This window comes from Cellulophaga baltica, assembly GCF_018861125.1.
Classification (GTDB): Bacteria; Bacteroidota; Bacteroidia; order Flavobacteriales; family Flavobacteriaceae; genus Cellulophaga; species Cellulophaga baltica_A.
Genome location: NZ_JAHKQN010000028.1, coordinates 23,823 through 47,340 on the forward strand (window position 1 = coordinate 23,823; position 23,518 = coordinate 47,340).

A 23,518-nucleotide genomic window follows, 5' to 3' on the forward strand; every position below is an offset into this window, starting at 1 on the left:
CCATGTTACTGTTTGGTTTGTAGCATCAGTTGGGGTAATAGTAGCATTTAATTGTTGCGTTTCTCCTTCTTCTAAACTCACAGGATTAGTTGTAACTTCTACATTTGTAACTACAATAATAGCTTCTTCTACCGTACATGTAACCGTGTATTCCTGAGTAGAACTATCCTCTGCTATAACTGTATAAATAACAGGATCGGTAAAGTCTTGTGCTGTACCTGAAGCAGGACTTATTGTTTCTCCAGAATGTACTATTGTTGGTGTTAATGCGGTAAGGTCTGTGCCTTCTGGAAGTTCTATAGCAATTCTAGTATCTGTTAATATCCCGTAAACATCATTGATACTAAAACTAGTTATTTCTTTTTCGGAAGATAATTCTTCTACAACCTCAAAACTTATAGTTTCTATTACTTCTTGTCCATTTGAGTCTTCTAATAAGAATTCAATAGTAACTGAACCTAGTTCTGTTGCTGTAAATTTTAACTCATAAGTTCCTGGTGTTATTTCAACTAACTCATCTAAAGTTTCATCAGCTCCTTCAGAAGTTGTTAACGTACCAGTGCCCTTTGTAAAAGAGTAATTTCTTTGATAAGTAACCTCTTCACCTTCTGTTTCTGAACCTAATACAATTGTTATTTCTTCTGAATCTCCTAAAAGCATTTGGTTTGTACTAGCTGACGCAGTCCAAATAATAGGAATATCAGAAATCGAATAAGTTACTATTATCTGTTCTGTAAACCCGAAAGAGTCTTCTGCTGTAAAAACTATAGTATGATCTCCTACTTCCGTAGGTATATACGTTATTGAAGCAGTTAATGGATCTAATGCTATTTTTTCTCCTTCAGAAATAATAGTGCCTGATTCATCTTCAAAGTAACCAGATCCACTATTAATTTTATACGAATAACTATAGCTATAGTCTTCTACCAATTCTTCAGGAGTAACTGTAATTACTGTAGTCAATACTGTATTCACATAACCTTCTGACTCATGAGTTTCTGCTAACTCAAATTCTACCTCAGTATATAAACCAACTTGTTTTGTACAAGCTAGTATTACTAGTAAGATAGAGATAAAGCTTAGTATGTATTTGGTTGGTTTTTTCATTGTGGTTGGTTAGTTTGTTATAATTTATTGTGGTATTCCATTGTTAATATCCATTAACAAACTTTGAGTGGATGAAGACTCACTATTTGAAATATTTACTGAGGAATACGAAACTGTTCCATCAGAATCATATAAATTGTCATGACTTCCTGTAATTACAACACTTCCACTTTCAGGCATTGTAAAACTTTCCTCATCGGTTAAACTAAAACTATCTATAGTATTGTAAAAATTGGAGACTATCATTACTCCATCTACATTTACAATTGCATCTCCTTTACCCATATCACCTATAGAACGCAAAATTATTGTTACTGTTGAACCCGCGGGAGCAGTATACTCTCCTGTAGAAGAATCAAACGTTATTGGAGTTGCTACAGATATAGTTAAAGTTGTTGAGTTTGTTCCTCCATTTCCATCATTGATCGTTAATATTACGGTATAATCATCGGCTGTTGAATATGAATGGGAAGGGTTAGCTTCTGTAGAGGTTCCTCCATCACCAAAATCCCATAAATATGACAATGTATCATCATCAGGATCTGTAGATGAATCTCCATAGAATTGAGCTGTGCCTCCAGTAAATATTGAAGAAGGTCCAGTAGCTACTGCTGTTGGAGCTTGGTTTAGAGCGTTGACAGTTATACTTATTGTTGCATTTACAGAATCAGTTCCATCATCAACTGTATAGGTAATTTGGTCGTTTCCAGAATATCCATTTGTCGGAGTATAACTAATTACTGTACCAGATATTGTAGCGGTACCATTTAATGCTGATCCAATAGTAACCGTGAGATCATCTCCATCAACATCTGATATTTCATTTGTAAGATCAATAGTATTGCTACTTGAATTTTCTTCAACACTTATGCTAACGTCATTAGCTACAGGTTCATTATTTGCTAAAGCTGTTACTGTTATAGTTATTGTAGCATTTACAGAATCAGTTCCATCATCAACTGTATAAGTAATTTGGTCGTTACCAGAATATCCGCTTGTTGGAGTATAACTAATTACTGTACCTGATATTGTAGCGGTACCATTAGCTGGGTTTATAAAAGTTACAGTAAGCGTATCTCCATCAATATCTGACATTTCATTTGTAAGATCAATAGTATTGCTACTTGAATTTTCTTCAACACTTATGCTAACGTCATTTGCTACAGGTTCATTATTTGTTAATGGACTAACTGTTATACTTATTGTCGCATTTACAGAATCACTTCCATCATCAACTGTATAGGTAATTTGATCGTTACCCGAATACCCGCTTGTTGGTGTATAACTAATTACTGTACCAGATATACTAGCAGTTCCATTTAATGCAGAACTAATAGTAACCGTTAGAGTATCTCCGTCTTCATCACCTATTTTATCTGTAACGTCTATTAAATTACTTGTTGAATTTTCATCAACAGTTACATCAAAATTTTCAGCTGTAGGTTCATTTCCTGACTCTAATTCAACTGTTACTATATATTCTTGTGTAGAACTATCTTCTGCTGTAACAATATAAGTAACTGAGCTAGAAAAATCTTGAGGAGTATTATTAGGATTTATACTTGCTCCATTATGCTCAATTGTAGGAGTTAATGCAGAAACATCAGTTCCTGCAGGTAATGTAATGGTAAAATCATTTTCAGGGTTATCAATAGTTATTCCTTCTAATTCAAAAGAAGTAATATCATTTGATGAACTTTCTCCAACTTCTAATTCAACTGTAACAATATATTCTTGTGTATCATCATTTTCTGCTGTAACAGTATAAGTAACTGAACTAGAAAAATCTTGAGGAGTATTATTAGGATATATACTTGCTCCATTATGCTCAATTGTAGGAATTAATGCCGAAACATCAGTTCCATAAGGTAATGTAATGGTAATTTCATTTTCAGGATTATCAATAGTTATTCCTTCCAATTCAAAAGAAGTAATTGAATTTGTATCGCTTTGCTCTAATTCTTCTACAACCTCAAAATTTATAGTTTCTATTACTTCTTGTCCGTTTGAGTCTTCTAATAAAAATTCAATAATAACTGAACCTAGTTCTGTTGCTATAAATTCTAACTCATAAGTTCCTGGTGTTATTTCAACTAGTTCATTTAAAGTTTCATCTGCTCCTTCAGAAGTTGTTAACGTACCAGTGCCCTCAGTAAAAGAGTAATTTCTTTGATAAGTAACCTCTTCATCTTCTGTTTCTGAACCTAATACAACTGTTATTGCTTCTGAAGCTCCTAAAAGTATTTGATCTGTACTAGCTGACGCAGTCCAAGTAACAGGAATATCAGTAACAGAATAGGTTGCTATTACTTGTTCTGTAAAGCCGAAAGAGTCTTCTGCTGTAAAAACTATAGTATGGTCCCCTATTTCGGTAGCAATATAATTAAGTGATGCCGTTAATGGGTCTAATGCTATTTTTTCTCCTTCAGAAATAATAGTACCAGATTCGTCTTCAAAATAACCTGATCCACTATTAATTTTATACGAATAGCTATAACTATACCCATCAACTAATTCTTCAGGAGTAACTGTAATTACTGTAGTCAATGCTGTATTTACATAACCTTCTGACTCATGTGTTTCTGTTAATTCAAATTCTACCTCAGTATATAAACCAACTTGTTTTGTACAAGCTAATATTACTAGTAAGATAGAGATAAAGCTTAGTATGTATTTGGTTGGTTTTTTCATTGTGGTTATATTTTTATTAAACTTTCACCTAATTAATAATCATAATAATTAGGTAAAACAGTTACAATTCTCGTTATCTCTATTGCGTTATTACCCGCTTGATCCGTAACATTATAAGTGATTAAATATTCTCCACTAGTGTTTGTATCAACAGTATTTACGGTAATAATAGTACTAGTAATATCTCCATCTACATCATCAATAGCGGTTGCTCCTTGGTCAGTATAACTATCTCCAGCTGTTATAGTTTTATAATTGCTACCTATTAATGTGATAACGGGTGCTGTGGTATCTGCTTCTTCTTCAACTGTTACTATTCTAATTACTTCTGTAGCATTATTTTCTGCTTCATCTGTAACATTATATGTAATTGTATATTCACCTGCTACACTTGTATCAACTGGATTTACTGTAACAATTTCACTTGTAAGATTACCATCTATATCGTCCGTAGCTGTTGCTCCTTCATCTGTATATGTATCTCCTACTGTTAATGTGATTTCTGATTCTCCTGTTAATGTTATAACTGGTGCTGTAGTGTCTAATTCTTCCTCAACTGTTACTATTCTAATTACTTCTGTAGCATTATTTTGTGCTTCATCTGTAACATTATATGTAATTGTATATTCACCTGCTACACTTGTATCAACTGGATTTACTGTAACAATTTCACTTGTAAGATTACCATCTACATCGTCGGTAGCTGTCGCACCTTCATCAATATAAACATCTCCAACTGTTACTGTTATTTCTGATTCTCCTACTAATGTTATAACGGGTGCTGTGGTGTCTGTTTCTTCTGCGACTGTTACTATTCTAATTACTTCTGTAGCATTATTTTGTGCTTGATCTTCTACATTATATGTAATTGTATATTCACCTGCTACACTAGTATCAACTGGGTTTAGTGTAACTATATCACTAGTAATATCACCATCTACATCGTCGGTAGCTGTTGCTCCTTCATCAACATAAATATCTCCAACTGTTACTATGATTTCTGATTCTCCTACTAATGTGATAACGGGTGGTGTGGTGTCTAATTCTTCTACGACAGTAACTGTTCTAATTACTTCTGTAGCATTATTTTCTGCTTGATCTTCTACATTATATGTAATTGTATATTCACCTGCTATACTCGTATCAACTGGATTTATTGTAACTATTTCACTCGTAAGATCTCCATCAATATCGTCGGTAGCTGTTGCTCCTTCATCTATGTATGTATCTCCAACTGTTACTGTGATTTCTGATTCTCCCAATAATGTGATAACGGGTGCAGTTGTATCTAATTCTTCTACAACCTCAAAACTTATCGTTGCTATTACTTCTTGTCCGTTTGAATCTTCTAATAAGAATTCAATAGTAACTGAACCTAATTCTGTTGCTGTAAATTCTAATTCATAGGTTCCTGGTGTTATTTCAACTAATTCATTTAAAGTTTCATCAGCTCCTTCAGAAGTTGTTAACGTACTAGTGCCCTCTGTAAAAGAATAATCCCTTTGATAAGTTACCTCTTCATCTTCTGTTTCTGAACCTAGTACAACTGTTATTGCTTCTGAATCTCCAAGGAGTATTTGATCTGTACTAGCTGACGCAGTCCAAGTAACAGGAATATCAGTAACAGAATAGGTTGCTATTACTTGTTCTGTAAAGCCGAAAGAGTCTTCTGCTGTAAAGACTATCGAATGGTCTCCTACTTCCGTAGGTATATACGTTATTAATGCTGTCAATGGGTCTAATGCTATTTTTTCTCCTTCAGAAATAATAATAGTACCAGATTCGTCTTCAAAATAACCAGATCCATTATTAATTTTATACGAATAGCTATAACTATACCCATCAACTAATTCTTCAGGAGTAACTGTAATTACTGTAGTCAATGCTGTATTTACATAACCTTCAGACTCATGAGTTTCTGCTAACTCAAATTCTACCTCAGTATATAAACCAACTTGTTTTGTACACGCAATTATTACTAGTAAGATAGAGATAAAGCTTAATATGTATTTGGTAGGTTTTTTCATTTGGGATGGTTATTAAATAATTTATTTTAGAAAAAATAATACCGTATTCCTAAACCAGAATAATTGGTAAATTGACCAAAATCACTATTCATATGATAAAATTCTGTAGTTTTTGCTACAACAGATAATGTATTACTAATAATTATGTCTATTTCAAGTCCTGCCTGAGCACCATAAATAAATTTACTATCACCATCTAAAAAAACAATATTAGAAAATTCATTTTGTCCGCCATTTACTAATTCATAACCACCTAATAAACCTATACCCATACTTATTGCTTTATATCTTCTTGCTGTTGCATAAAGTGTAGTGTAATATGAATATGATAAAGTATAACTAGAATACGGAATAGAAACTTCTCCTGATTCATAATTGGATAATGATACATCTAATGCAATCTGAGTAAATGAAAATTCATCTATATTATTATTAAACGTTATTTCACCTCCGTAGCCATCTCCGAAAATGCCTCCTGTTGCCATAACAGATTTAGGAAATGCTTGAGCGCTTAAAAAATTAGTAACTAAAAAGCCAAATAGTATTAAAAAATATTTCATTAGGTTAGTTTAAATATTTATAGTCTAAAGGTAATATTACCATTCTGTTTCCGTCTTTTTCATCTAAAACTATTTCTAAAGTTTCATCATTTGAAACCGGAAATTTTTTAAAAACATATACTATTTCATTATTACTTTCAGGATCAATCAATGTCTGTAAGTTAAATGTATAAACAGGTTCTAAAATTTTAGGATTATTTGTCTTATCCTTAATGAAAAAACTCAACCCATTAACCGCATATTCTTTTTTAGATGTGTTTTCTAGGTTTAACATAAAATATACTTCTTCACGGTCTACCAATATATTGTTTAAGCGAATAATAATTTTTTTATTTTGACGAAAACTTCTTTTGTATATTGTTTTTTGTAGATAATTATTTTCACAAAATATTCGATAATACTGCTCAGGGTCAGATTCATACAAATCTCCTTCTTGATTACCATAGCCAGATTCTTCAACAGTGTATAATTCTGAATCCACAATTCCGTCTTGATCAAAATTGTTTTGACTTTTAATTACATCTGAATTTAGTGAAGGAGCAGAATTAATTGGTTTTTCAGGAAATTCAATAGTTGGTTTTGTAGTTTTAGGTAGGTCTTGAGCAAGCGTTACTTCTTGTTCTACCATTTTAGAGTCAGAATTTTGAGATGCATTATTTACGTTCACTTGACCAACAGCTTGATCTGGAGTAAATAAATAAGTAAATGTATCGAGTTTTTCAGAATAGTTTAAGAAAATTGAAAAAACCTCTCCTTGCACAGTTATTACTGTAAGGTTACTAGGAGAACCTTTTCTTGCTTGTAAAGTAGCTAGAGTATTTCCTATTTCATAATCAAACTTATAATTAATCCCAGGTGGAATTACAGTTTCTATTGCTGAGGGAAAAAATAAAGTAATAGTAGTATTCTGATTTGCTTTAATTGTTAAAGGTTCAGCATTATTTTGTGCAAATAAAGGAGCTGAAAGAATAAAATATAGTATTGTAATAAGATAACTTTTATTCATAAAAAGGTATTCCTTGAAACGTTCATTACATTTTAATAACGAACAATTTTAAGAATTAATATATTAAAAATAATTAAGGGATTAAAAATAACAGTTATTTTATCAATAACATAAAAGTTGTAAGTAAATTCGATAAAAAAGTAAATAAAGTGGTACTATATAGACTGAAAAATATTCTATTAGAATTTAAATAGTATTAGTTATATAATTATTCTTAAATAACTTTGATTTTATGCTTAAAGTCTTGGCTATTTATTTTGACTTTCGAAAATGGTATTATAGTTGAATATCTTGTTTTTAAAATAAACTGATTGTCACTATAAAAACTTAAAATAGTTTCTCCGTTAATTTTAAATTTTCTTTTTACCGAAAAGTAAATATTACCATTAGAGTCAAATGCCTTTATATCTCCATATAATTCTATTTTTAGTGAGATCATATTTTATTTAAAACCAATTTCAAGATTTTAATACTTATTAAGTAACTTTTTAAATGGAGATAATAAAATATTACTTAATAAATACGCGGTACATTATTTGTTGCTTGTTTGTTCTAAACCTAATACTATCTTCACTGTGTTCTTGAAATAAATAATCTACAATATAACCTTCAAATAATTGGCTACCTTTTTTATCAAATGTTATATTAAAAATAGGAATAATACTGTCACGAATACGAGCAAAAGTATCTATTTTTTTTTGTGAAAATTCTTCAAACTTGTTCGAAATCGAATTTGTTTTGGCAAAATAAAAATCTACAAAATGATCATCTTCTTCTCTCAAATTTAATGTATCAAAACTTGACTTAAAAATTAAATATCCATTTAAGGTGTCTTTTAATTGTAGAGTGTCTGGTAGTTTATATTCAAGTCTTTTACTCTCTCCAATAACTTCAAATGTTTTTTGTCTAGGATTCCTGTAATTAAGTTTTTTTTTCACCTTGTTATCAGAACAACCTAGTATAATTAAAATTAGTGAAAATGTTATATATTTCATTTAAATATTTTTAATTCATATAAAAAACTCAACTTAACCTCCATCAATCACAGCACTCTATAGCTAATAAAATTAGACTATAAAAAATTATTTCCTCGTTTGTTTCTTTTTTTAAATTTATATTTAAAACAACGTCTGAGGAAAATCTTTTTCTTAAATAAACTTTAGCTATTTTAGTGTTATTTAGAATGATTGATCATAGTATTTATTAATAAAAACCGAATAGAAAATTTTGTTTTATATTGAAAGAACCAATATTCTCAATTGTATATTGTTCTTTAACGCTTTGAATAGTATGTTTGAGTGTCTAATTCGTTATTTTACTTTTAAGAAATGTATTAAAATTTCTAGTATTGAAATTATGATGTATTAATGCGGTTATTATAAGTATAGTTAAAATTTTCAAAATTTAGTTTTATATCGTGTCTTTGACATAAACAATTTTTTCAAAAAATTTCTTATCAATATTCATAAATTCATTCATAGAATCTTTTTCTTTTGTGAAAGCAACTTCATAAACTTCGCCTTTTACTTTTTTGAGACCTACTTTAGAAGAAAAAATTCCAAATTTAGGTTTTAAGCTACCATCACTAAAGGAATCTTTTACAATTATATTATCTTTATATTCATTATCAATGATTACCCATATGTAAAGTTTTTCACTTTTAATTAAACTTTTATATAATTCAAGCTTACCTAAGCTTTTTCCAAGAGGAATTGTATCGGGAATATTAATTTTAAAATAATAACTTAAACTGTCATTTATAGAGCCATTATTGTTATAAATAATAGATTGATTTTTTAAAAATTTGCTCTCATGTAATAAAAATTCAGATTTACCAGCTAGAACTCCCTTTTGATTATAATGTAACCACCAGCCAAATTTATATCCATTTTTTATAATACCTTTACCTTTAATTTTTCCATTTTTATAAAATTCTATCAGAGAATCTTGAACGTTTCCTTTAACATAATTGCCTATATGTTTTAATTCTCCTGATTTATAATAAGATTTATATATTCCATGTTTTAAGCTATCATCTATTATTGTAAATTCATACTCTAAATTACCATTATCATAAAATTGTTTTTGTAATTTTTTATTTTTTTCTTTACAAGAAAATAAAATTAAAATGAATATAAAAAATAATTTATTTTGCATATTTTCTTATTGATTTAACCAGTATTTAGCACTATTTCTTTGATTATCATTATGTATTTCAACAGAATCCTTTAGTTTTTCGTTATCAATAACAGACCTATTCAAAGGTATTTTAAACTTTAATGAGTCCAAAGACTTTGTTAGATTTGCTTTAATATCTAAATGAGTAATCAACTTCATCTTAACTACTGAAATAGAGTCATTTTTTTGTAATTTTTTATAATCAATTAATACTTTATTTAATTTATTTCCATGATCATAAGCTTCACTAACTGTTTTTATTCCTAATATCCCGTACTTAGTATAGTTATTGAGGTTTTTATAGAAATTTAGTTTACCGCCTCCGCCTCCAGGTATAATCCATTCGTCCATATATTGACTACCATAAACTTTACTGTTTTTTCCTATTCTATTCCCAAATTCTAAGCTACCTCCCCCAGTACCGTAAACCTTTTCTCCATTTGCGTTATTTTCAAACCAATCCCATCTAGCTTCTGGCCAAGGATTTTTAAAACTAAGATCAATAGACTTCTTCCACCATCTATCTTCTTCAACCAAACTTGTGTTTAATTTACTTAATAAAGATTTATCTATGCCATTAACAACAACTTCATCTAATTGATTATAACGTCCTGAATACCAAGGTGGATTTGAATCAGAATTTTTTAATTGTCCTTGTTTAAACCGTTGCTTTTTTTTACTTTTTTTTAATCCTTGTTTTAGCTTATTTGTTCTTTTTTTAGCTAATTCATTTTTAGTTAATGTATTATCTATTTCTGCAGATGTGCTATTATTAGCAACTTTTAAAGAACGTTTTAAGTCACGACGCTGTTTTACTAGTTCAAAATTTGTCATATAATAGAAAAGTTTAAGGTGGTTATTGTAGTAAAGAAGTTAAAATTTACTCTCCCCAACTATTTTCAAAAACCATATCACCAATTGTAATTGTACTTGCAGATATTACAATTGTTTTTTGCATAGGAACATCATCAATAGCATCAAATTCTTCTTCAAGACTTACACAGAAAGCTTCGGTAAAAGATACTTCTTGTAAGCGTGATAAAGCATCACGTTTATAAAATAAAATGGCTCCGTCTTTGGTCTGTTCTGGTTCCATCATCCAATGGAAAAGATCTGATTTTCCTTGAGATTCTATTGTTATCATTATTTGACCACCTCTTGGTTTACCTGAAGGCTTCCCTGTATGATCCATTGGTTGTTCAAAGTTGTAGTTACAGTGCAATACGTTATACTCTTGACCGTCAACAATTAATTTTGCTAAAAAAGACATAGGTTGTGTTATTATTGTAAGTTTCGAAGTGTTAAAATACACCCAATTGTTTAATCAACAAAAAAAAGTCGATAAAACACCTTAAATTATTTATTGTCAAAAAAAAACCTCTAAAGCATTAAACAATAGAGGTTTTACTAATAAAAAAAATATTTATTGTTGTTCATAATCAGCTGCCCACTCAGGACCTTCATCTCCTTTTTGACCATCCATTTTAATAAGGAAGTTTTTAGCAGGGAAATAAGGTTTTAAACGTACATCTAATAATATACGGTCTAGTTGATTAGGATCTTGCTCAAATTTTTTGATTTCGAAATTCTCTATCAATTTATCAGGACCTGTAATACCATCAAGAAATTTAACTATCTGCTTATGAATTTCATTTCTAGTTTTAGCATTGAAATTTTCAAAAGCTCTACGGTTTAAAAAGTCCATTAATACCTTAGTGACGTAATCAAAAACACGTACTACAGAATAAGTCTGCAATCCTAAATTATCACCATTAAATAATGTTTTAGCAGAGAATGCCATTACCTTACCATACTCATTAACCATTGGTACAAGACCTAAGTTTTCGAGGTTAGCTATTTCACCTTTCTTTAGATCAAAAGCAACACCATCTACTTCACTTAATCCACCATGTTTTTTACCTGCAGCAACTTGCGACATTAATGTTTTGTATATCTTACCAGCAAATGCACCTGAAGGAGCTACGTATAAGTCATCTTCTTCACCTACTTCTTCTACCTTGCCTCTACCAACTAACCAATTACATGTCATAACTGTATTAGATAAAAACATATCACCACTGGCTAAATTTGCACTTTCAAACATTTCCATAACATCATCTGGCTCATCTAAATGAGCAAAGTCAGTTACTAAAGTTACTTTGTTGTCATGGGCTAGTTTTGCCCATTTGTCAACTACAGATTTTGAACCAAGGTAACCTGGTAATACCATTAATGAGTAGTTATCTCTTAAATCTAATCTATCATATTTAGAAACTAATTCTTCTCTAATATGATCAAAAAAACGTGTGTTATCTAAATCAGATAACTGCTCTAATTCTGCATTTACAATTGATATGTTTTTTAAAGAAGCTGATTCTGTATTTTTGTAAAATAAAGCAACGGATCTATATGAAGATTCTAATTCTTCCGATTCTTCTAAAGCCTGCTTAATGTTTTTGTTTAAAAGCGCTTGCGATTGTTTTGATTTGTCATCTGCCGATTGAACTTGCTCAAGAATATCATCACCTGACTTTAAAGTCTCAGACCATAATTCTAGTATTTTTTGTAAAGATTGGCGTTCTGATTTTTTAAGATTTTCAGTCAAAAACATTTTTCTTCTCGCTTTACGATCAGGGTTTAAGTTTTGAACATCGTCAATTGCCGATTCTAGTAAATCAAAGCCACCATATTTTGCTAGCGTATCTGACTTTTCTTTAATTTGTTGTATAAATGGTTTGTCACTTAATTGTGACTCTTGTTTGTTCTGCGAAGTGTTTGCCATAATTATTGTGAAGTGAGATTACTTAGTTGTTTTTATTTCATTTATAAGTGCGTCAATTGTATCTATCAGAGCTCCTTTAGCTTCAGGATCTTGAAGAGCAGATTTTAATATTTTGTTTGTCTTTAACTGCTTTATGATTTTTTTGTATTGATCACTTTCAATCTCTAATTCTTTTAAAAATACACTATTGTTTGTGATTCCTTTTTTACCAAAATCACCTAAGTTGTTAAACTTTACGGTTTCGTTGATAGTTCCACCGTTTTTATCTTCAAAAGGAATTTTTAATTCTGGTCTATAGTGTTCAAAAATATCTTCAACAGTTTTTAAACCCTCTACAACCTCTGGCTTTATTGGTGTATTTGGAGTTAATTTTCCTGCAATTAAAGTTCTGTTTTGTGGAATTTCATTTAAAGCTTCACTTGCATCACCTTTGACATCATTAGCGCCAATTCCAAAATTACTAGCCATATTTTATGTTTTTTAAAGTTTGTTAAATTTAATCAAATTTTATTATTAACAAATAGTTATTGTAAGAATAAACGCAAAAAGGAGGCATTTAAGTATGCCTCCTTTTAAATTTATTCCAAAAAATGTGTGAATTTAATTACACCCACTCATTAATATGTTCACCACCACCGCTAGATAATTCTTTTGCTGAAATTGTAAAAGATTCAGTTAGTGGGTTTTGACCAGAAGATTCAAAATTTTCTCTGTACTTAATTAAGTAACCTTCTTTAAAATTAACTTCTTTTAAAGTAGCGTCATTATCTCTTTTTACAAAAGTGATAGTTCCGTCTTTTCTTTCAAAATTGTTTGTCATCCACTCAAAAAAACCAGTTTCTCCGTTAGACTCAACTGTTAGGCTAATACGACCACCTCTTGTTACAGAAGAAGGTCTTCCTGTTGGATCAACTTCTTGATTTAAATCGTAAGAACAATGTAAAATGTTGAACTCTTTTCCTGCTACTTTTAATTTTGCTTTGAAAGCCATAATAATTTGTTTTTGTTGGCAAATACTGCCGATTTATATTTATATAACGTCACTAAAGGACACTGTAAACATAAATATTATTATTACTTGTAAGAAATTTTTTCGACGAAACGCACTACAAAATTCTAATTTAGAGCTTGTTACCTTAATATATATAAAGGGCTTAAAATGTTTTAGAAAACAAGCCTTTTTTTATCTTCATATCAATAGTCATACTAACTATACAACCTGTTTTGTTATTCTTAACAAGCTTAATATTATTAACCTCAATTTTTTTGTCTCTAATAGCATTAAAAAGTTGGTTTATAGTGTGTCTTTCTCCGCTATTATTGAATACAGGTATACTACTGTAGCAAAAATACTCTCTAATAGCTCTATCATCTATACTTCTATTTGAATAGCCAACTAATTTTTGTTTAATATCATCAGAAGAAACTACTATTTTTTTAATTTCTGGTTTTTTATCTTCTTCAGGTACTGGATCTGGATCCGGTAAAGCATCAGGAATACTATTGTCTAAAACTTGTTCTATTGGATCGTAAATCGGAGTTGCTCTTACAGGTCTTCTTGTGCTTTCTCGTTTTTCAAGCACTGTAATTCTTTGTTTAGCTTCGTGCCTTCTATCACCATTAACAACTAATAAGATTGTTTTTTCTCCAGGAGATGTGAACGTGTATTTTTCTTCTTGTTTAATTCCATCTATACTTAATGTTTCACCAAAACTCCATTGCCAAGTTTTTGCAAAATCAGAGTCGTTTGAAAATACAACTTCATCTCCTACCCTAACGTTTCTTGGTAAAATTATATTCGGGATTAATTCAGGAGAGATTAATATTTTTTTCTCGCTAATAACCACTTCTTTTTCAACTTCACATTGTCCATTTACCTGTAAAGAAATTTTATAAGTTCCGGGTTTTTGAAATTGATGCACCACATTTGATTGATATTTTGTTTCAGATTTATCTCCAAAATTCCATTTCCACTCTACACCTGAACCGTCTATGCTATTAAATTCAATAAGATCTTCAGTTGTAAATGAATTTGATATTATTTTGAAATCTGCATTTGTACAATCTACTTTAGAATTAATTTTAAAAGAAATTAATATTAAACCAACGCAAAGTAATACTAAAAAAGTAAGAAATACGTTTCGGTCAAAGTGGGTTTTTAGATTTTTACTTTTCATTAAAAAAGGTTTCTAGAATTGATTAAACTCTTATATTTATGCTAAAATTACAATTTTAACTATGAAACTAAAACTGCTCTTTTTAATACTTATTGTGCAACTTACTAGTTGTGGTAAAAATACCTATAATAGTGTAGACCAAAGTTACTACAAAAAACAAATTGCAGAAGCTCATAAACCAAAAACAAAAGAAAAAGTTGTTGATGAACAACCAAAAAAAGTAGCCACAACTAAATATTTAACTTATGAAGAAAAAGAAAGCTTTGCTAAAGCCTTGAATATCCCTGTTGAAGATTTAGAAAACGAGAAATTGTATGGCACAATAAAAGATTGGTTTGGAACGCCTTATTTATGGGGAGGCACTACAAAAAGAGGTGTTGATTGCTCTGCTTTTGTGCAACATGTATACAATGTAGTTTACAATAAAGAACTACCAAGAACGTCGCAACAACAATTTGATGCCAATCTTGACGTTTCATTTAAAAACCAAAATGGTTTAAAAAACGGAGATCTTATTTTTTTTAGATTACGTCATAAAGAGAAAGTAATTTCTCACGTTGGTATATATTTACAAAACGGAATGTTTTTAGGGTCTAACTCTCCTAGAGGTGTTGAAATAGCAAATTTAAATGATGCTTATTGGCAAGATAAATATGTTTCATCTGCTAGAGCTTTGTTAAAATAAATTTATGGAAAATTCTGAAACTACAATTCAAGAAATCAAAGATCATTTAAAAGATCTGAAATTTGATATTAAAGCAGAAACATTTGCATCTGGTGTTAATAAATTCGCTAATGTTACTTATAGTTATACTGATTATTTTAAAAGAAGATACAGTTCAGACGTTTCTGGTGTAACAGAAGATGATTATAAAGAAAAAATAATAGTAGAACTTAGTAGAAGAGGTTTTTATAATATTTTTCCTGAGCGTTTCTTTCATAAAACAACTGGTAGTACCTCATTTGTTAATGAAATGGTAAGTGCTTATAAAAACAGAAAATCAGAACAAGATTACGTGCAATCTTTTTTCAAACCATTAGAAGAAGAATTTTTTCTTCATAGAGTTGAAGTAGAAACGGAAGAAGATTGTATTTTTGAGTCATTAGGAAACGAAGAATTACTATATTTTTTGTCAGATTTATGGAATATTGATAAAGAAATTCCGTTAGTCATGTCAGGAAAAATATTAAAATCTATGCCTTTTATGCATAAGATTGCAGGAAATTTACCGTTAATAAAAGAAGTGATAGAAACCATAATTGAAGAAAAATTAATAATTACTAAATCATACACTAGTATACCAACAATAGATATGCATAGTCAACCATTGCAATTAGGTGTTAATTTTGCCACAGCAACAAGTGGTGAAACCTATTTACCTAAATATACTTTTACTATTGATAACATTAAAAAGCCTGAAAATATTCATGATTATTTACCACAAGGAAAAATTGTTGCGGCAGTTCAATATTTTTTAGATCACACGATGCCTTTTGAAAGTGATTTTGAAATTGCTTTTACTTTGCCAAAGAAAAAACAAAATTTTACACTAGGTGATGCTGTTTTTACAGGCAGACTTGGTATATCTTCTACAATATAATTTTCATGATACAACGTTATTTAAAAACATTAATCAGTTTTGAAGCATTAATGCCATTTATGTTCATTGTGGTATTCACAGTAATGGTGCTTACTTTTTTCTCAGCAAAAACACCTGGTTTTAAAAAGCATAGAAAAAAGTTTTACATTTATTTATTGGCTGGTATTTTAGTAATGGGAATTTTTACTTGTATTGTTTACAATTTAAAACAAACATCTACCCTATTGCGTTATTTTTCTATGCTTACTTTTTCGTTTATTTTAGGAATGTTACATGTATATTTCGTACGCTATTTCTTTGATAAATTTGAGTTAGAAAATAAATTTAAAGAACTTTTGGTGGCAATAATCACATCATTAGCTTTGGTTGTACCAATAATTATGATAGCTGCTTTTTTTGAAGATTTAGAGTTTTTAGGCTATTATTTTTTAATTACTGCAACTTTCAGTATTCCAACAGCATTTTACGCATTATTTAATTACTCAATTAGTATTCCGGTAAAATTATATTCTAAATGGTATTATCCTTTGGGGAACAAATATGAAGCTCCTAAACATTATGAGTTAAATAATATGATTGTTTTAAACTTTATGTTTTACAAAAACACAAAAGAAACTCATTTAACGAGTTTTAAAGCAAAAGCACCAAAAGATATGGATTTTGGCAGGTTGTTTTTCTTTTTTATCAATGACTATAACAGTAAAAAAACAACTACAAAAATAGAACTTATGGAAGATTCTGGAGATCCGCATGGTTGGTATTTCCAAACGAAACCACAATGGTTTTCAGCATCTAAACATATCAACTCAACATTAACAGTAGAACAAAACAACCTAAACGACGGTGACACAGTAGTTTGCCAACGTATATAATAAAGTATTATGATAGAGGACATCAAAAAATTTAAAACCAATTGGATCGATGGAATGAAAATCTCGAAAGAGCATTTTCAAAACCTGCAAGACTTTGCAGAGCATAGTGTAAGAGATTTAACTAGTATTCAAATCGGTAAAAATGGTTACGGTTTATTAGCGTCACACTTAAGTGATCACAACGAATATACAGTAACTATTGATGCGCATAAAAGCTTAAAAATTTCTATTAAAAAACTACGCGGTATTACACCAAATGGTACACGAGTAGAGATAACGAACCAAACACCAGCTGTTAAAGAAGATGTTGTGGTTGAAGAGTTTGCTGATAATAATTTGGAAGAAGGTTTTGTTTTATTAAATGTAGATCATGTTGAAAATGTTGCCTTTGGTGAGCAAGACCCTAAAGAAATGCCTCCTAGGTATCCTTTTACAACAAATAAATACTTTTTCTCTTTTGTAAATGTTAATGAATTTGAAAAATCAGGTATAGCTGGTAACCAACTTCCTATTGCAAAAATTGTAAGAGAGAATAATGGATTAGTAGCAGCTTCAGATTATATTGCACCGTCGACTACTTTAGGAACTAGTGAAGCGTTAATTGATTTTTACAATGTCGCAGAGTCTTTTCTTAAAATGGCTGAACGTAGCTCTATTTTAATTGTTCAAAAAATAAACACAAAGCAAAGCGATAATCCTATTGCCGATGCGATGTTCACTGTGGTAGATAAGTTGTATGTGTATTTGTCACAACAAATTACTTATGTGAAATGGGAAGAATATGACATGGCTCCTAAAAAACTTCTTGAAATTATAGTTAGTTTTTCAAGAATATTCAAAAGTGCTGTTGATGTGGCATCTCCTGAAAATAAAGAGCAGTTATTCAACTATTTTGGTGAGTGGACTGATCTTAAAGGTGGTGATTATGAAAAAATATTCACGAACATTATCAATATAGATTATAAGCATAATGATATTAATCAGAATTTAATCATCATTAATTCATTTATGAGCGTGATAGAGCGTTTGTTTACGATTCTTACACAAGTAGATTACATAGGTAAACGTCGCGATATGGGAATTTTTGTTAACGAGAATATAGTTCAAGATAAATCAGGAAAATCAGGTGGAACTTCATTTCTAGCCGAATAAAATATAATTATGGAAATTTTAAATAAAAAAGAAAGAGTATCTGCTTTCCTTCTATTCTTACTAATGTTTTTAGTAACAATGACCTTAATTTTTGTAGCTGTATTTTTTAGCCACAAGTTGCCTTGGAAAGAAAATGAAGTGTTGAGAGCTGAAAATAAAAAGATAAAATTTGAATTCTTGTATCAGAAACAATTTATTAATGATTTAGCTCGAGTTGATGTATTAATTGATTCGCTTGATAAAACTAATGAAGGTTATTTCTTTTTAGAGCAATCTATAAATTCAGATTTGATCTCTATTAAAAATGAAATCCCAAAAGATTCTTTGGGAAACAGAGCCATGTATGAAAATTTAATTCTTACTTACAAAAAGCTAATTGATGCTAAAAGAGATGTTAAGCAAGTACAGAATGCTAAGAATGAAATTCAAGAGTTAGATGAGCAGATTGATGAATATGAAGACAGAATTAAAAATTTAGAAACCGCTTTAGAATTATCTCGAAGACTGAACAGAAACTAATAAGTATGAATAACGAAGTAGAAAAAGCAGTCTATATTGCGTCACAAATAGCCGAAGAAAATCAACATCAAAACTATACAACAGCACATTTAATAAAAGCCTCTTTAAACAGAGATTTATCTTTGTTACGCAAACTTCATAATTTGGGTGTTGATGTTTATTTTATTGAAGAATGGGCAGAAGTAAATATAGAACAAGCGGCTAAAAAATCTTCTAGAACTGCTGAAGTTGAAGCAGATTCAGGTGTTCAGTTAGTTTTTGTTGAAGCTGAGGATATTAAAGATAAAACAGGTAATGAAGATGTAGATTTATTTACATTATTCATCGCAGCAATAACACCAGGTGTTGGTTTTAATTTTGATCAACTAAAATCATTACCAATAACACATACACAGCTTTTAGATACTGTTAAGTCAAACAAAACAACAATAAGTACTGCAGCGCCTAAAATTAGTGCTGCTTCACAAACAAAAGAAGGTGGTATTTTATCAAAATACACTTCTGATATTGTAAAAGAGGCACAAAGTGGTGATTTTGAATATATTGTTAATAGAGATAAAGAGTTAAAGAGTATTACTGAAATACTTAGTAGAAAGTCAAAACCTAATGTAATCATACAAGGTGAATCAGGTGTTGGTAAATCTGTTTTAATAAAAAATTTAGCAGTTCTTATTGCAGAAAAGAAAATAGTTGATGTACTGCAACAAGCGACCCTTTTAGAAATTCATACAAGTGATTTACTTTCAGGAGCTTCTTATAAAGGTGAAGTTGAAGATAGGTTAAAAGAAATTTTCACTGAGGCAAAGTCATACAACTTCCCTATTCTGGTTTTAGATGATTTTCATGCATTATTGCAAGATAGCGGAATGAGTCAAGGAATTTTAAATGTAATTAAATCTGAATTAAATAAAGGTGAGTTGGTTATAATCGGTGTAACATCACCAGAACATTTTAGAAAACATATCACTGCAGATGATGCTTTAAATAGAAGGTTTGAAACGGTTGTTTTAGATGAACCTGATACCGATACGGCATTTAGAATTCTTAAAAATGTGGGTCAAACTTTCAAAGATCATCACCAACTAGAAATAGCTGATGATACTTTTAAGGAAGCTATTCTGTTTTCAAAAAGATATTTAAAAGAAAAGAATTTACCTGATTCTGCTTTAGATTTAGTAGATAGAACAATGGCGGCGGCGAAAGTATCGCAACAATCATTACCGGCAGATTTAGTCGATTTAAAGGCTAAAATTGAGTTTTTAAATAAAAAAGCCAGTGATCTCTCTGAAGAACAACGTAAAGAAGAGTTAGATTGGATTTATGTGGAATTAAAAAATAAATTAGGACCAATTATTATTGGTAAATACGACACCGAAGATGCTTTATCTTTTGCTACGTATGATAAAAAATTAAGTTACATTAACGATATACTTGTAAAAATAGAAGAACACTCTACGAAGGAATTGACTGAAATTTTTGATGAAGATTTAGCGGCAATGGTATCGAGTATAACAGGTATTCCGGCTGGTAAAGTTCAAACCCAAGAAAGAGAGCGTTTAATGGAAATGGAAGAAACGCTCAAAAAGCGTGTAATTGGCCAAGACCACGCTGTAAAAACAGTAACTGAGGCTATTATTGAATCTAGATCAGGTTTATCAAAAGCAGGGCAACCAATTGGTTCGTTCTTTTTCTCAGGGCCTACTGGTACTGGTAAAACGGAATTAGCAAAGTCATTAGCAGAGTTTTTGTTTAATGATGAAAGTGCTATCATTCGTTTTGATATGTCTGAATTTAAAGAAGAACATTCTGCGGCACTTTTATATGGTGCGCCTCCGGGCTATGTTGGTTACGAAGAGGGTGGAATGTTGGTGAATAAAATAAGACAAAAACCATATTCTATTGTTCTTTTTGATGAAATAGAAAAAGCGCATCAATCTGTTTTTGACGTATTCTTACAAATTTTAGACGAAGGTAAGCTTAGTGATCGTTTAGGTAAAGTGGGTGATTTCTCTAATGCCGTAATTCTTTTTACATCAAATATTGGGTCTGAATTTATATCTAAAAAAATAGAAGAAGGAGTTACACCTGCATCAGATGAAATACTAGAAATTATGTCGCCTTATTTTAGACCTGAATTTTTAGGTAGAATAACAGAGATTATCCCGTTTGCTCCTATTTCAAAAGAGAATGCACCTTTAATTTTCAATTTACACTTGAAAAAAGAATTATTGGTATTGGCTGATAAATTAGGAATAACGTTAAATATAGATAAAGAGACTAAAGATTTCTTGTCATTAGATGGCTTCTCTCCTACTTACGGAGTTCGACCTTTAAAGGCAGTTATCAGAAATAAGTTAAAAAGACCATTGTCACGTATGATTATTTCTGGTGAAATAACAGCACCACAAACGGTAAATATTAGTCTAGAAGATAATAATGTAGTTTTTAAAGTAAGCAACTAAAAATAACCTATGGCAAAACCATACTACCAAGCTCCATTTGATTTTAAGCGCTTTTTTGAAAAAAAAGAGTTGCGTAAAATTTCACTTCAAGATTCTATCTCTCAGTTTATAAGTATAATAATTACTACTTATTTTGAAGAGTATGTTTTTGATGAAGATTTTGGTAGCGAAATTTGGGAAACAGATTTTGATTTATTGGTAAATGCCAATGTTTTAAAAGAACGAATTAAAAAGTCATTAACCAACCAAATTGAAACCTATGAGAAGCGATTAGGTAGTGTAAATTTGACCATTAATTTACAAGAAAAATTATCGGAAAATTCGAATAAAGTAAGACTCAAAAAGTATTTAAATATTACTATTTCAGGTACCTTAAGAAAAACAAATGAGCCTTATTATTTTTCTGGCGATTATTATTTAGCTCCATTATCATATAAGTAAACACACACTCAAAGCATGAAATCATTAAGTAAAGAAGAAATAAAAGAACGCCTAATTAGAAGAGCTGCGGATACTTGGGGAATGGATGAAATGGAAATTGAATATTCCCTTGACCCTATAATAAGTATACTTTTTGATGCTTGTGCACATGAGTTTGAGCGTATTTCAGATACAATAAAAACAAGTCGTACAAGAATTACAGAGCGCTTAGTTGATCTTTTAACACCACAAGTTTCAGTAACTGCTAAACCTGCTCACGCAGTAATGCATGCTTTGCCAATTGATAGTAATTTAGATATTAATGAGCGCTCAGCTTTCTACCATAGAAAAAGAATGCCCATTTTTAGAGAAAGTGGTAAAAATGACTTTGAAGACTTTTTCTTTTCCCCTGCCGGAGATTTTAAAATAAATAACTGTGCATTAGAATACATTGCTTACCCTGATAAAATAGTATCGTATAAAAATCATAGGAACATTTCGTTTTTAAGTAAAAGTAGTTTTGAGGGTTCTCCTGAAGAAACAAGCATCTATTTAGGTATTAAACCTGATGCAGATATTAAATCTATTCAACAATTAATTTGTTATTTTGATTTACTTAATTTCTCCCAGAAAAATATATTAACACATCAATTAAGTATTGCCAATTGGACCTTAAATGACACGCCATTAAATGTAGTTAAAGGGTATAACGAACAACAAAATTTAGGTAGTGATATTACTACGTATATTAATGAAGCTATACCGAGTAAAATTAAATTTTATGAAAATTATGTAAAAGAATTTTACCAAGATCATTTTTATACCATAACCGATGATATAGATATTAACGGAGCTAAGAAAAACTATCCTGAGGCTTTTGAAACTTTTTTATCAGAAAAAGATTTAAAACATTTTGACGATGAATTAGTATGGATCAAAATCAGTTTTTCAACTGTAGTCTCTAGTTTTATGTTAGAGAATTTACATTGTCATATCAACTGTTTTCCTGTTTTAAATAAAAAAAGACACGAAACAAACAGACGCTTAAAACCCTACTTTAATATTTTACCATTAGAGGTTGAAGAAGATTACTTTTTTGACGTTCAAGACATTACTGGTGATAGCGGAAACACCTATTTTATTCAAGATAGAAAAAGTGAAGACAGTAGCACTAGTACCCAAGCATATTTACGTTTTGGTGGTGTATCTCGTTTTGATGAGCGTGATGCCTCTGAGCTTTTAAATTATACTTTAGATTTATTAAAGGAAGATAGTATTGCATTTAATGCAATGAACGACGATTTTATAAATACTAACCTAAAAGACCTAAAACAGATAATCTCAAGAATAGAGCAACAGATTGAATTAAGGGATTTTACTAAAAATAAAATTCCGTATTTAGTAATTAATAAAAATAGTATACAGAAAAATAAAGATCAATTTGTGTTTGCGAATTACTGGAGCACTGTTGGTGGTAAGGCCAATAAAATTAATCCGTATGTAAAACTAGTTCAATATTCTGGTACCGCATTTTTACCAAGCTCATTAACCTTTATAACAGGTACAGTTGGCGGTAAAGATGAAGCAACAGCTAGTGATAAAATATATGCTTATAGAGAGCACGTACTTTCTAAAGGTAAAATTATTACCAAACAAGATATTGTTCAACATTGTTTCGGCATCTATAAAGAAAATATTTCTGAAGTATCGGTAAAAAAAGGTGTTGAAGTTGCTTTAGAAGAAAGCGTTGGCTACACCCCTACAACCGATGTGTATATTACAAAAAATGAAGAATCTTTATACGATGATAATAGTTGGGAATATTTAAAGAAAGAAGTCTTAATTGCTTTAAAATCAAGGTCAGCTAATATTTTACCTTTTAGAGTATTTTACAACTAATAGCTATATAAAATTTTACGTAATTCATCGAATTACAGCTGTATTTTTTGTCAACCTAAATCATT

At 30.1% G+C, this 23,518-nt stretch carries 21 protein-coding genes; 8 read left to right on the forward strand and 13 right to left on the reverse strand.

From position 1 onward, the window contains the following. From KO500_RS13520 to KO500_RS13580, 13 genes are all read right to left on the reverse strand, one after another. On the reverse strand, positions 1–1,107 hold a 1,107-nt coding region (locus KO500_RS13520; protein ID WP_215957092.1), incomplete at its 3' end, for a DUF5018 domain-containing protein. A 24-nt stretch (positions 1,108–1,131) separates the two neighbouring features. After that, on the reverse strand, positions 1,132–3,798 hold the full coding sequence (locus KO500_RS13525) for an Ig-like domain-containing protein (protein ID WP_215957093.1): 2,667 nt from the start codon (positions 3,796–3,798) through the stop codon (positions 1,132–1,134). Between the two features lie 32 nt (positions 3,799–3,830). Next, complete coding sequence (locus KO500_RS13530) at positions 3,831–5,825, reverse strand: immunoglobulin-like domain-containing protein (protein ID WP_215957094.1); 1,995 nt, start codon at positions 5,823–5,825, stop codon at positions 3,831–3,833. A 26-nt stretch (positions 5,826–5,851) separates the two neighbouring features. Continuing rightward, positions 5,852–6,385: a conjugal transfer protein TraO gene (locus KO500_RS13535; RefSeq protein WP_215957095.1), complete on the reverse strand. Its 534-nt coding sequence runs from the start codon at positions 6,383–6,385 to the stop codon at positions 5,852–5,854. 4 nt (positions 6,386–6,389) lie between these two features. Continuing rightward, the gene (locus tag KO500_RS13540; RefSeq protein WP_215957096.1) at positions 6,390–7,391 is read right to left on the reverse strand and encodes a DUF4138 domain-containing protein; all 1,002 of its coding nucleotides are present in this window, start codon (positions 7,389–7,391) and stop codon (positions 6,390–6,392) included. Positions 7,392–7,900: 509 nt separating this feature from the next. Further along, positions 7,901–8,386, reverse strand: a complete 486-nt coding sequence (locus tag KO500_RS13545) for a hypothetical protein (RefSeq protein WP_215957097.1) — start codon at positions 8,384–8,386, stop codon at positions 7,901–7,903. Between the two features lie 415 nt (positions 8,387–8,801). Beyond that, positions 8,802–9,548 carry a hypothetical protein gene (locus KO500_RS13550; protein WP_215957098.1) on the reverse strand — a complete coding sequence of 249 codons (747 nt, stop codon included), beginning with the start codon at positions 9,546–9,548 and terminating at the stop codon, positions 8,802–8,804. A gap of 6 nt (positions 9,549–9,554) precedes the next feature. Continuing rightward, positions 9,555–10,403, reverse strand: a complete 849-nt coding sequence (locus tag KO500_RS13555) for a hypothetical protein (RefSeq protein WP_215957099.1) — start codon at positions 10,401–10,403, stop codon at positions 9,555–9,557. A gap of 46 nt (positions 10,404–10,449) precedes the next feature. Then, positions 10,450–10,839 (reverse strand): type VI secretion system tube protein TssD, encoded by a 390-nt coding sequence (gene tssD, locus KO500_RS13560; protein WP_215957100.1) that lies wholly within the window; start codon positions 10,837–10,839, stop codon positions 10,450–10,452. Positions 10,840–10,992: 153 nt separating this feature from the next. Beyond that, positions 10,993–12,351 carry a DUF5458 family protein gene (locus tag KO500_RS13565; RefSeq protein ID WP_215957101.1) on the reverse strand — a complete coding sequence of 453 codons (1,359 nt, stop codon included), beginning with the start codon at positions 12,349–12,351 and terminating at the stop codon, positions 10,993–10,995. An 18-nt stretch (positions 12,352–12,369) separates the two neighbouring features. Then, entirely contained in the window at positions 12,370–12,819 is a 450-nt protein-coding gene (locus KO500_RS13570; RefSeq protein ID WP_215957102.1) for a hypothetical protein, read from the reverse strand. A 136-nt stretch (positions 12,820–12,955) separates the two neighbouring features. After that, positions 12,956–13,342: a type VI secretion system tube protein TssD gene (tssD, locus tag KO500_RS13575; RefSeq protein WP_215957103.1), complete on the reverse strand. Its 387-nt coding sequence runs from the start codon at positions 13,340–13,342 to the stop codon at positions 12,956–12,958. A 163-nt stretch (positions 13,343–13,505) separates the two neighbouring features. Further along, on the reverse strand, positions 13,506–14,528 hold the full coding sequence (locus KO500_RS13580) for a PKD domain-containing protein (protein ID WP_215957104.1): 1,023 nt from the start codon (positions 14,526–14,528) through the stop codon (positions 13,506–13,508). Positions 14,529–14,589: 61 nt separating this feature from the next. Between KO500_RS13580 and KO500_RS13585 the strand changes: the two genes are divergently transcribed. From KO500_RS13585 to KO500_RS13620, 8 genes are read left to right on the forward strand one after another with little or no spacing between them, the layout of a single operon-like run. Beyond that, a complete protein-coding gene (locus tag KO500_RS13585) occupies positions 14,590–15,213 on the forward strand; it encodes a C40 family peptidase (RefSeq protein ID WP_215957105.1) in 624 nt (207 codons plus the stop codon). Between the two features lie 4 nt (positions 15,214–15,217). Next, the gene (locus KO500_RS13590; protein ID WP_215957106.1) at positions 15,218–16,129 is read left to right on the forward strand and encodes a hypothetical protein; all 912 of its coding nucleotides are present in this window, start codon (positions 15,218–15,220) and stop codon (positions 16,127–16,129) included. A 5-nt stretch (positions 16,130–16,134) separates the two neighbouring features. Continuing rightward, a complete protein-coding gene (locus KO500_RS13595; protein ID WP_215957107.1) occupies positions 16,135–17,001 on the forward strand; it encodes a TssN family type VI secretion system protein in 867 nt (288 codons plus the stop codon). A gap of 9 nt (positions 17,002–17,010) precedes the next feature. Beyond that, a complete protein-coding gene (locus tag KO500_RS13600; protein WP_215957108.1) occupies positions 17,011–18,153 on the forward strand; it encodes a hypothetical protein in 1,143 nt (380 codons plus the stop codon). A gap of 9 nt (positions 18,154–18,162) precedes the next feature. Beyond that, a complete protein-coding gene (gene tssO, locus KO500_RS13605; protein WP_215957109.1) occupies positions 18,163–18,672 on the forward strand; it encodes a type VI secretion system TssO in 510 nt (169 codons plus the stop codon). Positions 18,673–18,677: 5 nt separating this feature from the next. Then, a complete protein-coding gene (locus KO500_RS13610) occupies positions 18,678–21,134 on the forward strand; it encodes an AAA family ATPase (RefSeq protein ID WP_215957110.1) in 2,457 nt (818 codons plus the stop codon). A gap of 9 nt (positions 21,135–21,143) precedes the next feature. After that, a complete protein-coding gene (locus KO500_RS13615; RefSeq protein WP_215957111.1) occupies positions 21,144–21,575 on the forward strand; it encodes a GPW/gp25 family protein in 432 nt (143 codons plus the stop codon). Positions 21,576–21,590: 15 nt separating this feature from the next. Continuing rightward, positions 21,591–23,453 carry a type VI secretion system baseplate subunit TssF gene (locus KO500_RS13620; protein ID WP_215957112.1) on the forward strand — a complete coding sequence of 621 codons (1,863 nt, stop codon included), beginning with the start codon at positions 21,591–21,593 and terminating at the stop codon, positions 23,451–23,453. Positions 23,454–23,518 lie beyond the last annotated feature (65 nt).

Excerpts from the sequence above, each read along its gene's own strand:
- tssD (WP_215957100.1), bottom strand. The coding sequence starts at position 10,839 with ATGTCTTTTTTAGCAAAATTAATTGTTGACGGTCAAGAGTATAACGTA.
- KO500_RS13580 (WP_215957104.1), bottom strand. The coding sequence starts at position 14,528 with ATGAAAAGTAAAAATCTAAAAACCCACTTTGACCGAAACGTATTTCTT.
- tssO (WP_215957109.1), top strand. The coding sequence starts at position 18,163 with ATGGAAATTTTAAATAAAAAAGAAAGAGTATCTGCTTTCCTTCTATTC.
- KO500_RS13555 (WP_215957099.1), bottom strand. The coding sequence starts at position 10,403 with ATGACAAATTTTGAACTAGTAAAACAGCGTCGTGACTTAAAACGTTCT.
- KO500_RS13570 (WP_215957102.1), bottom strand. The coding sequence starts at position 12,819 with ATGGCTAGTAATTTTGGAATTGGCGCTAATGATGTCAAAGGTGATGCA.
- KO500_RS13590 (WP_215957106.1), top strand. The coding sequence starts at position 15,218 with ATGGAAAATTCTGAAACTACAATTCAAGAAATCAAAGATCATTTAAAA.
- KO500_RS13600 (WP_215957108.1), top strand. The coding sequence starts at position 17,011 with ATGATAGAGGACATCAAAAAATTTAAAACCAATTGGATCGATGGAATG.
- KO500_RS13540 (WP_215957096.1), bottom strand. The coding sequence starts at position 7,391 with ATGAATAAAAGTTATCTTATTACAATACTATATTTTATTCTTTCAGCT.
- KO500_RS13530 (WP_215957094.1), bottom strand. The coding sequence starts at position 5,825 with ATGAAAAAACCTACCAAATACATATTAAGCTTTATCTCTATCTTACTA.
- KO500_RS13565 (WP_215957101.1), bottom strand. The coding sequence starts at position 12,351 with ATGGCAAACACTTCGCAGAACAAACAAGAGTCACAATTAAGTGACAAA.
- KO500_RS13535 (WP_215957095.1), bottom strand. The coding sequence starts at position 6,385 with ATGAAATATTTTTTAATACTATTTGGCTTTTTAGTTACTAATTTTTTA.
- KO500_RS13620 (WP_215957112.1), top strand. The coding sequence starts at position 21,591 with ATGAAATCATTAAGTAAAGAAGAAATAAAAGAACGCCTAATTAGAAGA.
- tssD (WP_215957103.1), bottom strand. The coding sequence starts at position 13,342 with ATGGCTTTCAAAGCAAAATTAAAAGTAGCAGGAAAAGAGTTCAACATT.
- KO500_RS13550 (WP_215957098.1), bottom strand. The coding sequence starts at position 9,548 with ATGCAAAATAAATTATTTTTTATATTCATTTTAATTTTATTTTCTTGT.
- KO500_RS13545 (WP_215957097.1), bottom strand. The coding sequence starts at position 8,386 with ATGAAATATATAACATTTTCACTAATTTTAATTATACTAGGTTGTTCT.
- KO500_RS13595 (WP_215957107.1), top strand. The coding sequence starts at position 16,135 with ATGATACAACGTTATTTAAAAACATTAATCAGTTTTGAAGCATTAATG.
- KO500_RS13585 (WP_215957105.1), top strand. The coding sequence starts at position 14,590 with ATGAAACTAAAACTGCTCTTTTTAATACTTATTGTGCAACTTACTAGT.
- KO500_RS13615 (WP_215957111.1), top strand. The coding sequence starts at position 21,144 with ATGGCAAAACCATACTACCAAGCTCCATTTGATTTTAAGCGCTTTTTT.
- KO500_RS13610 (WP_215957110.1), top strand. The coding sequence starts at position 18,678 with ATGAATAACGAAGTAGAAAAAGCAGTCTATATTGCGTCACAAATAGCC.
- KO500_RS13525 (WP_215957093.1), bottom strand. The coding sequence starts at position 3,798 with ATGAAAAAACCAACCAAATACATACTAAGCTTTATCTCTATCTTACTA.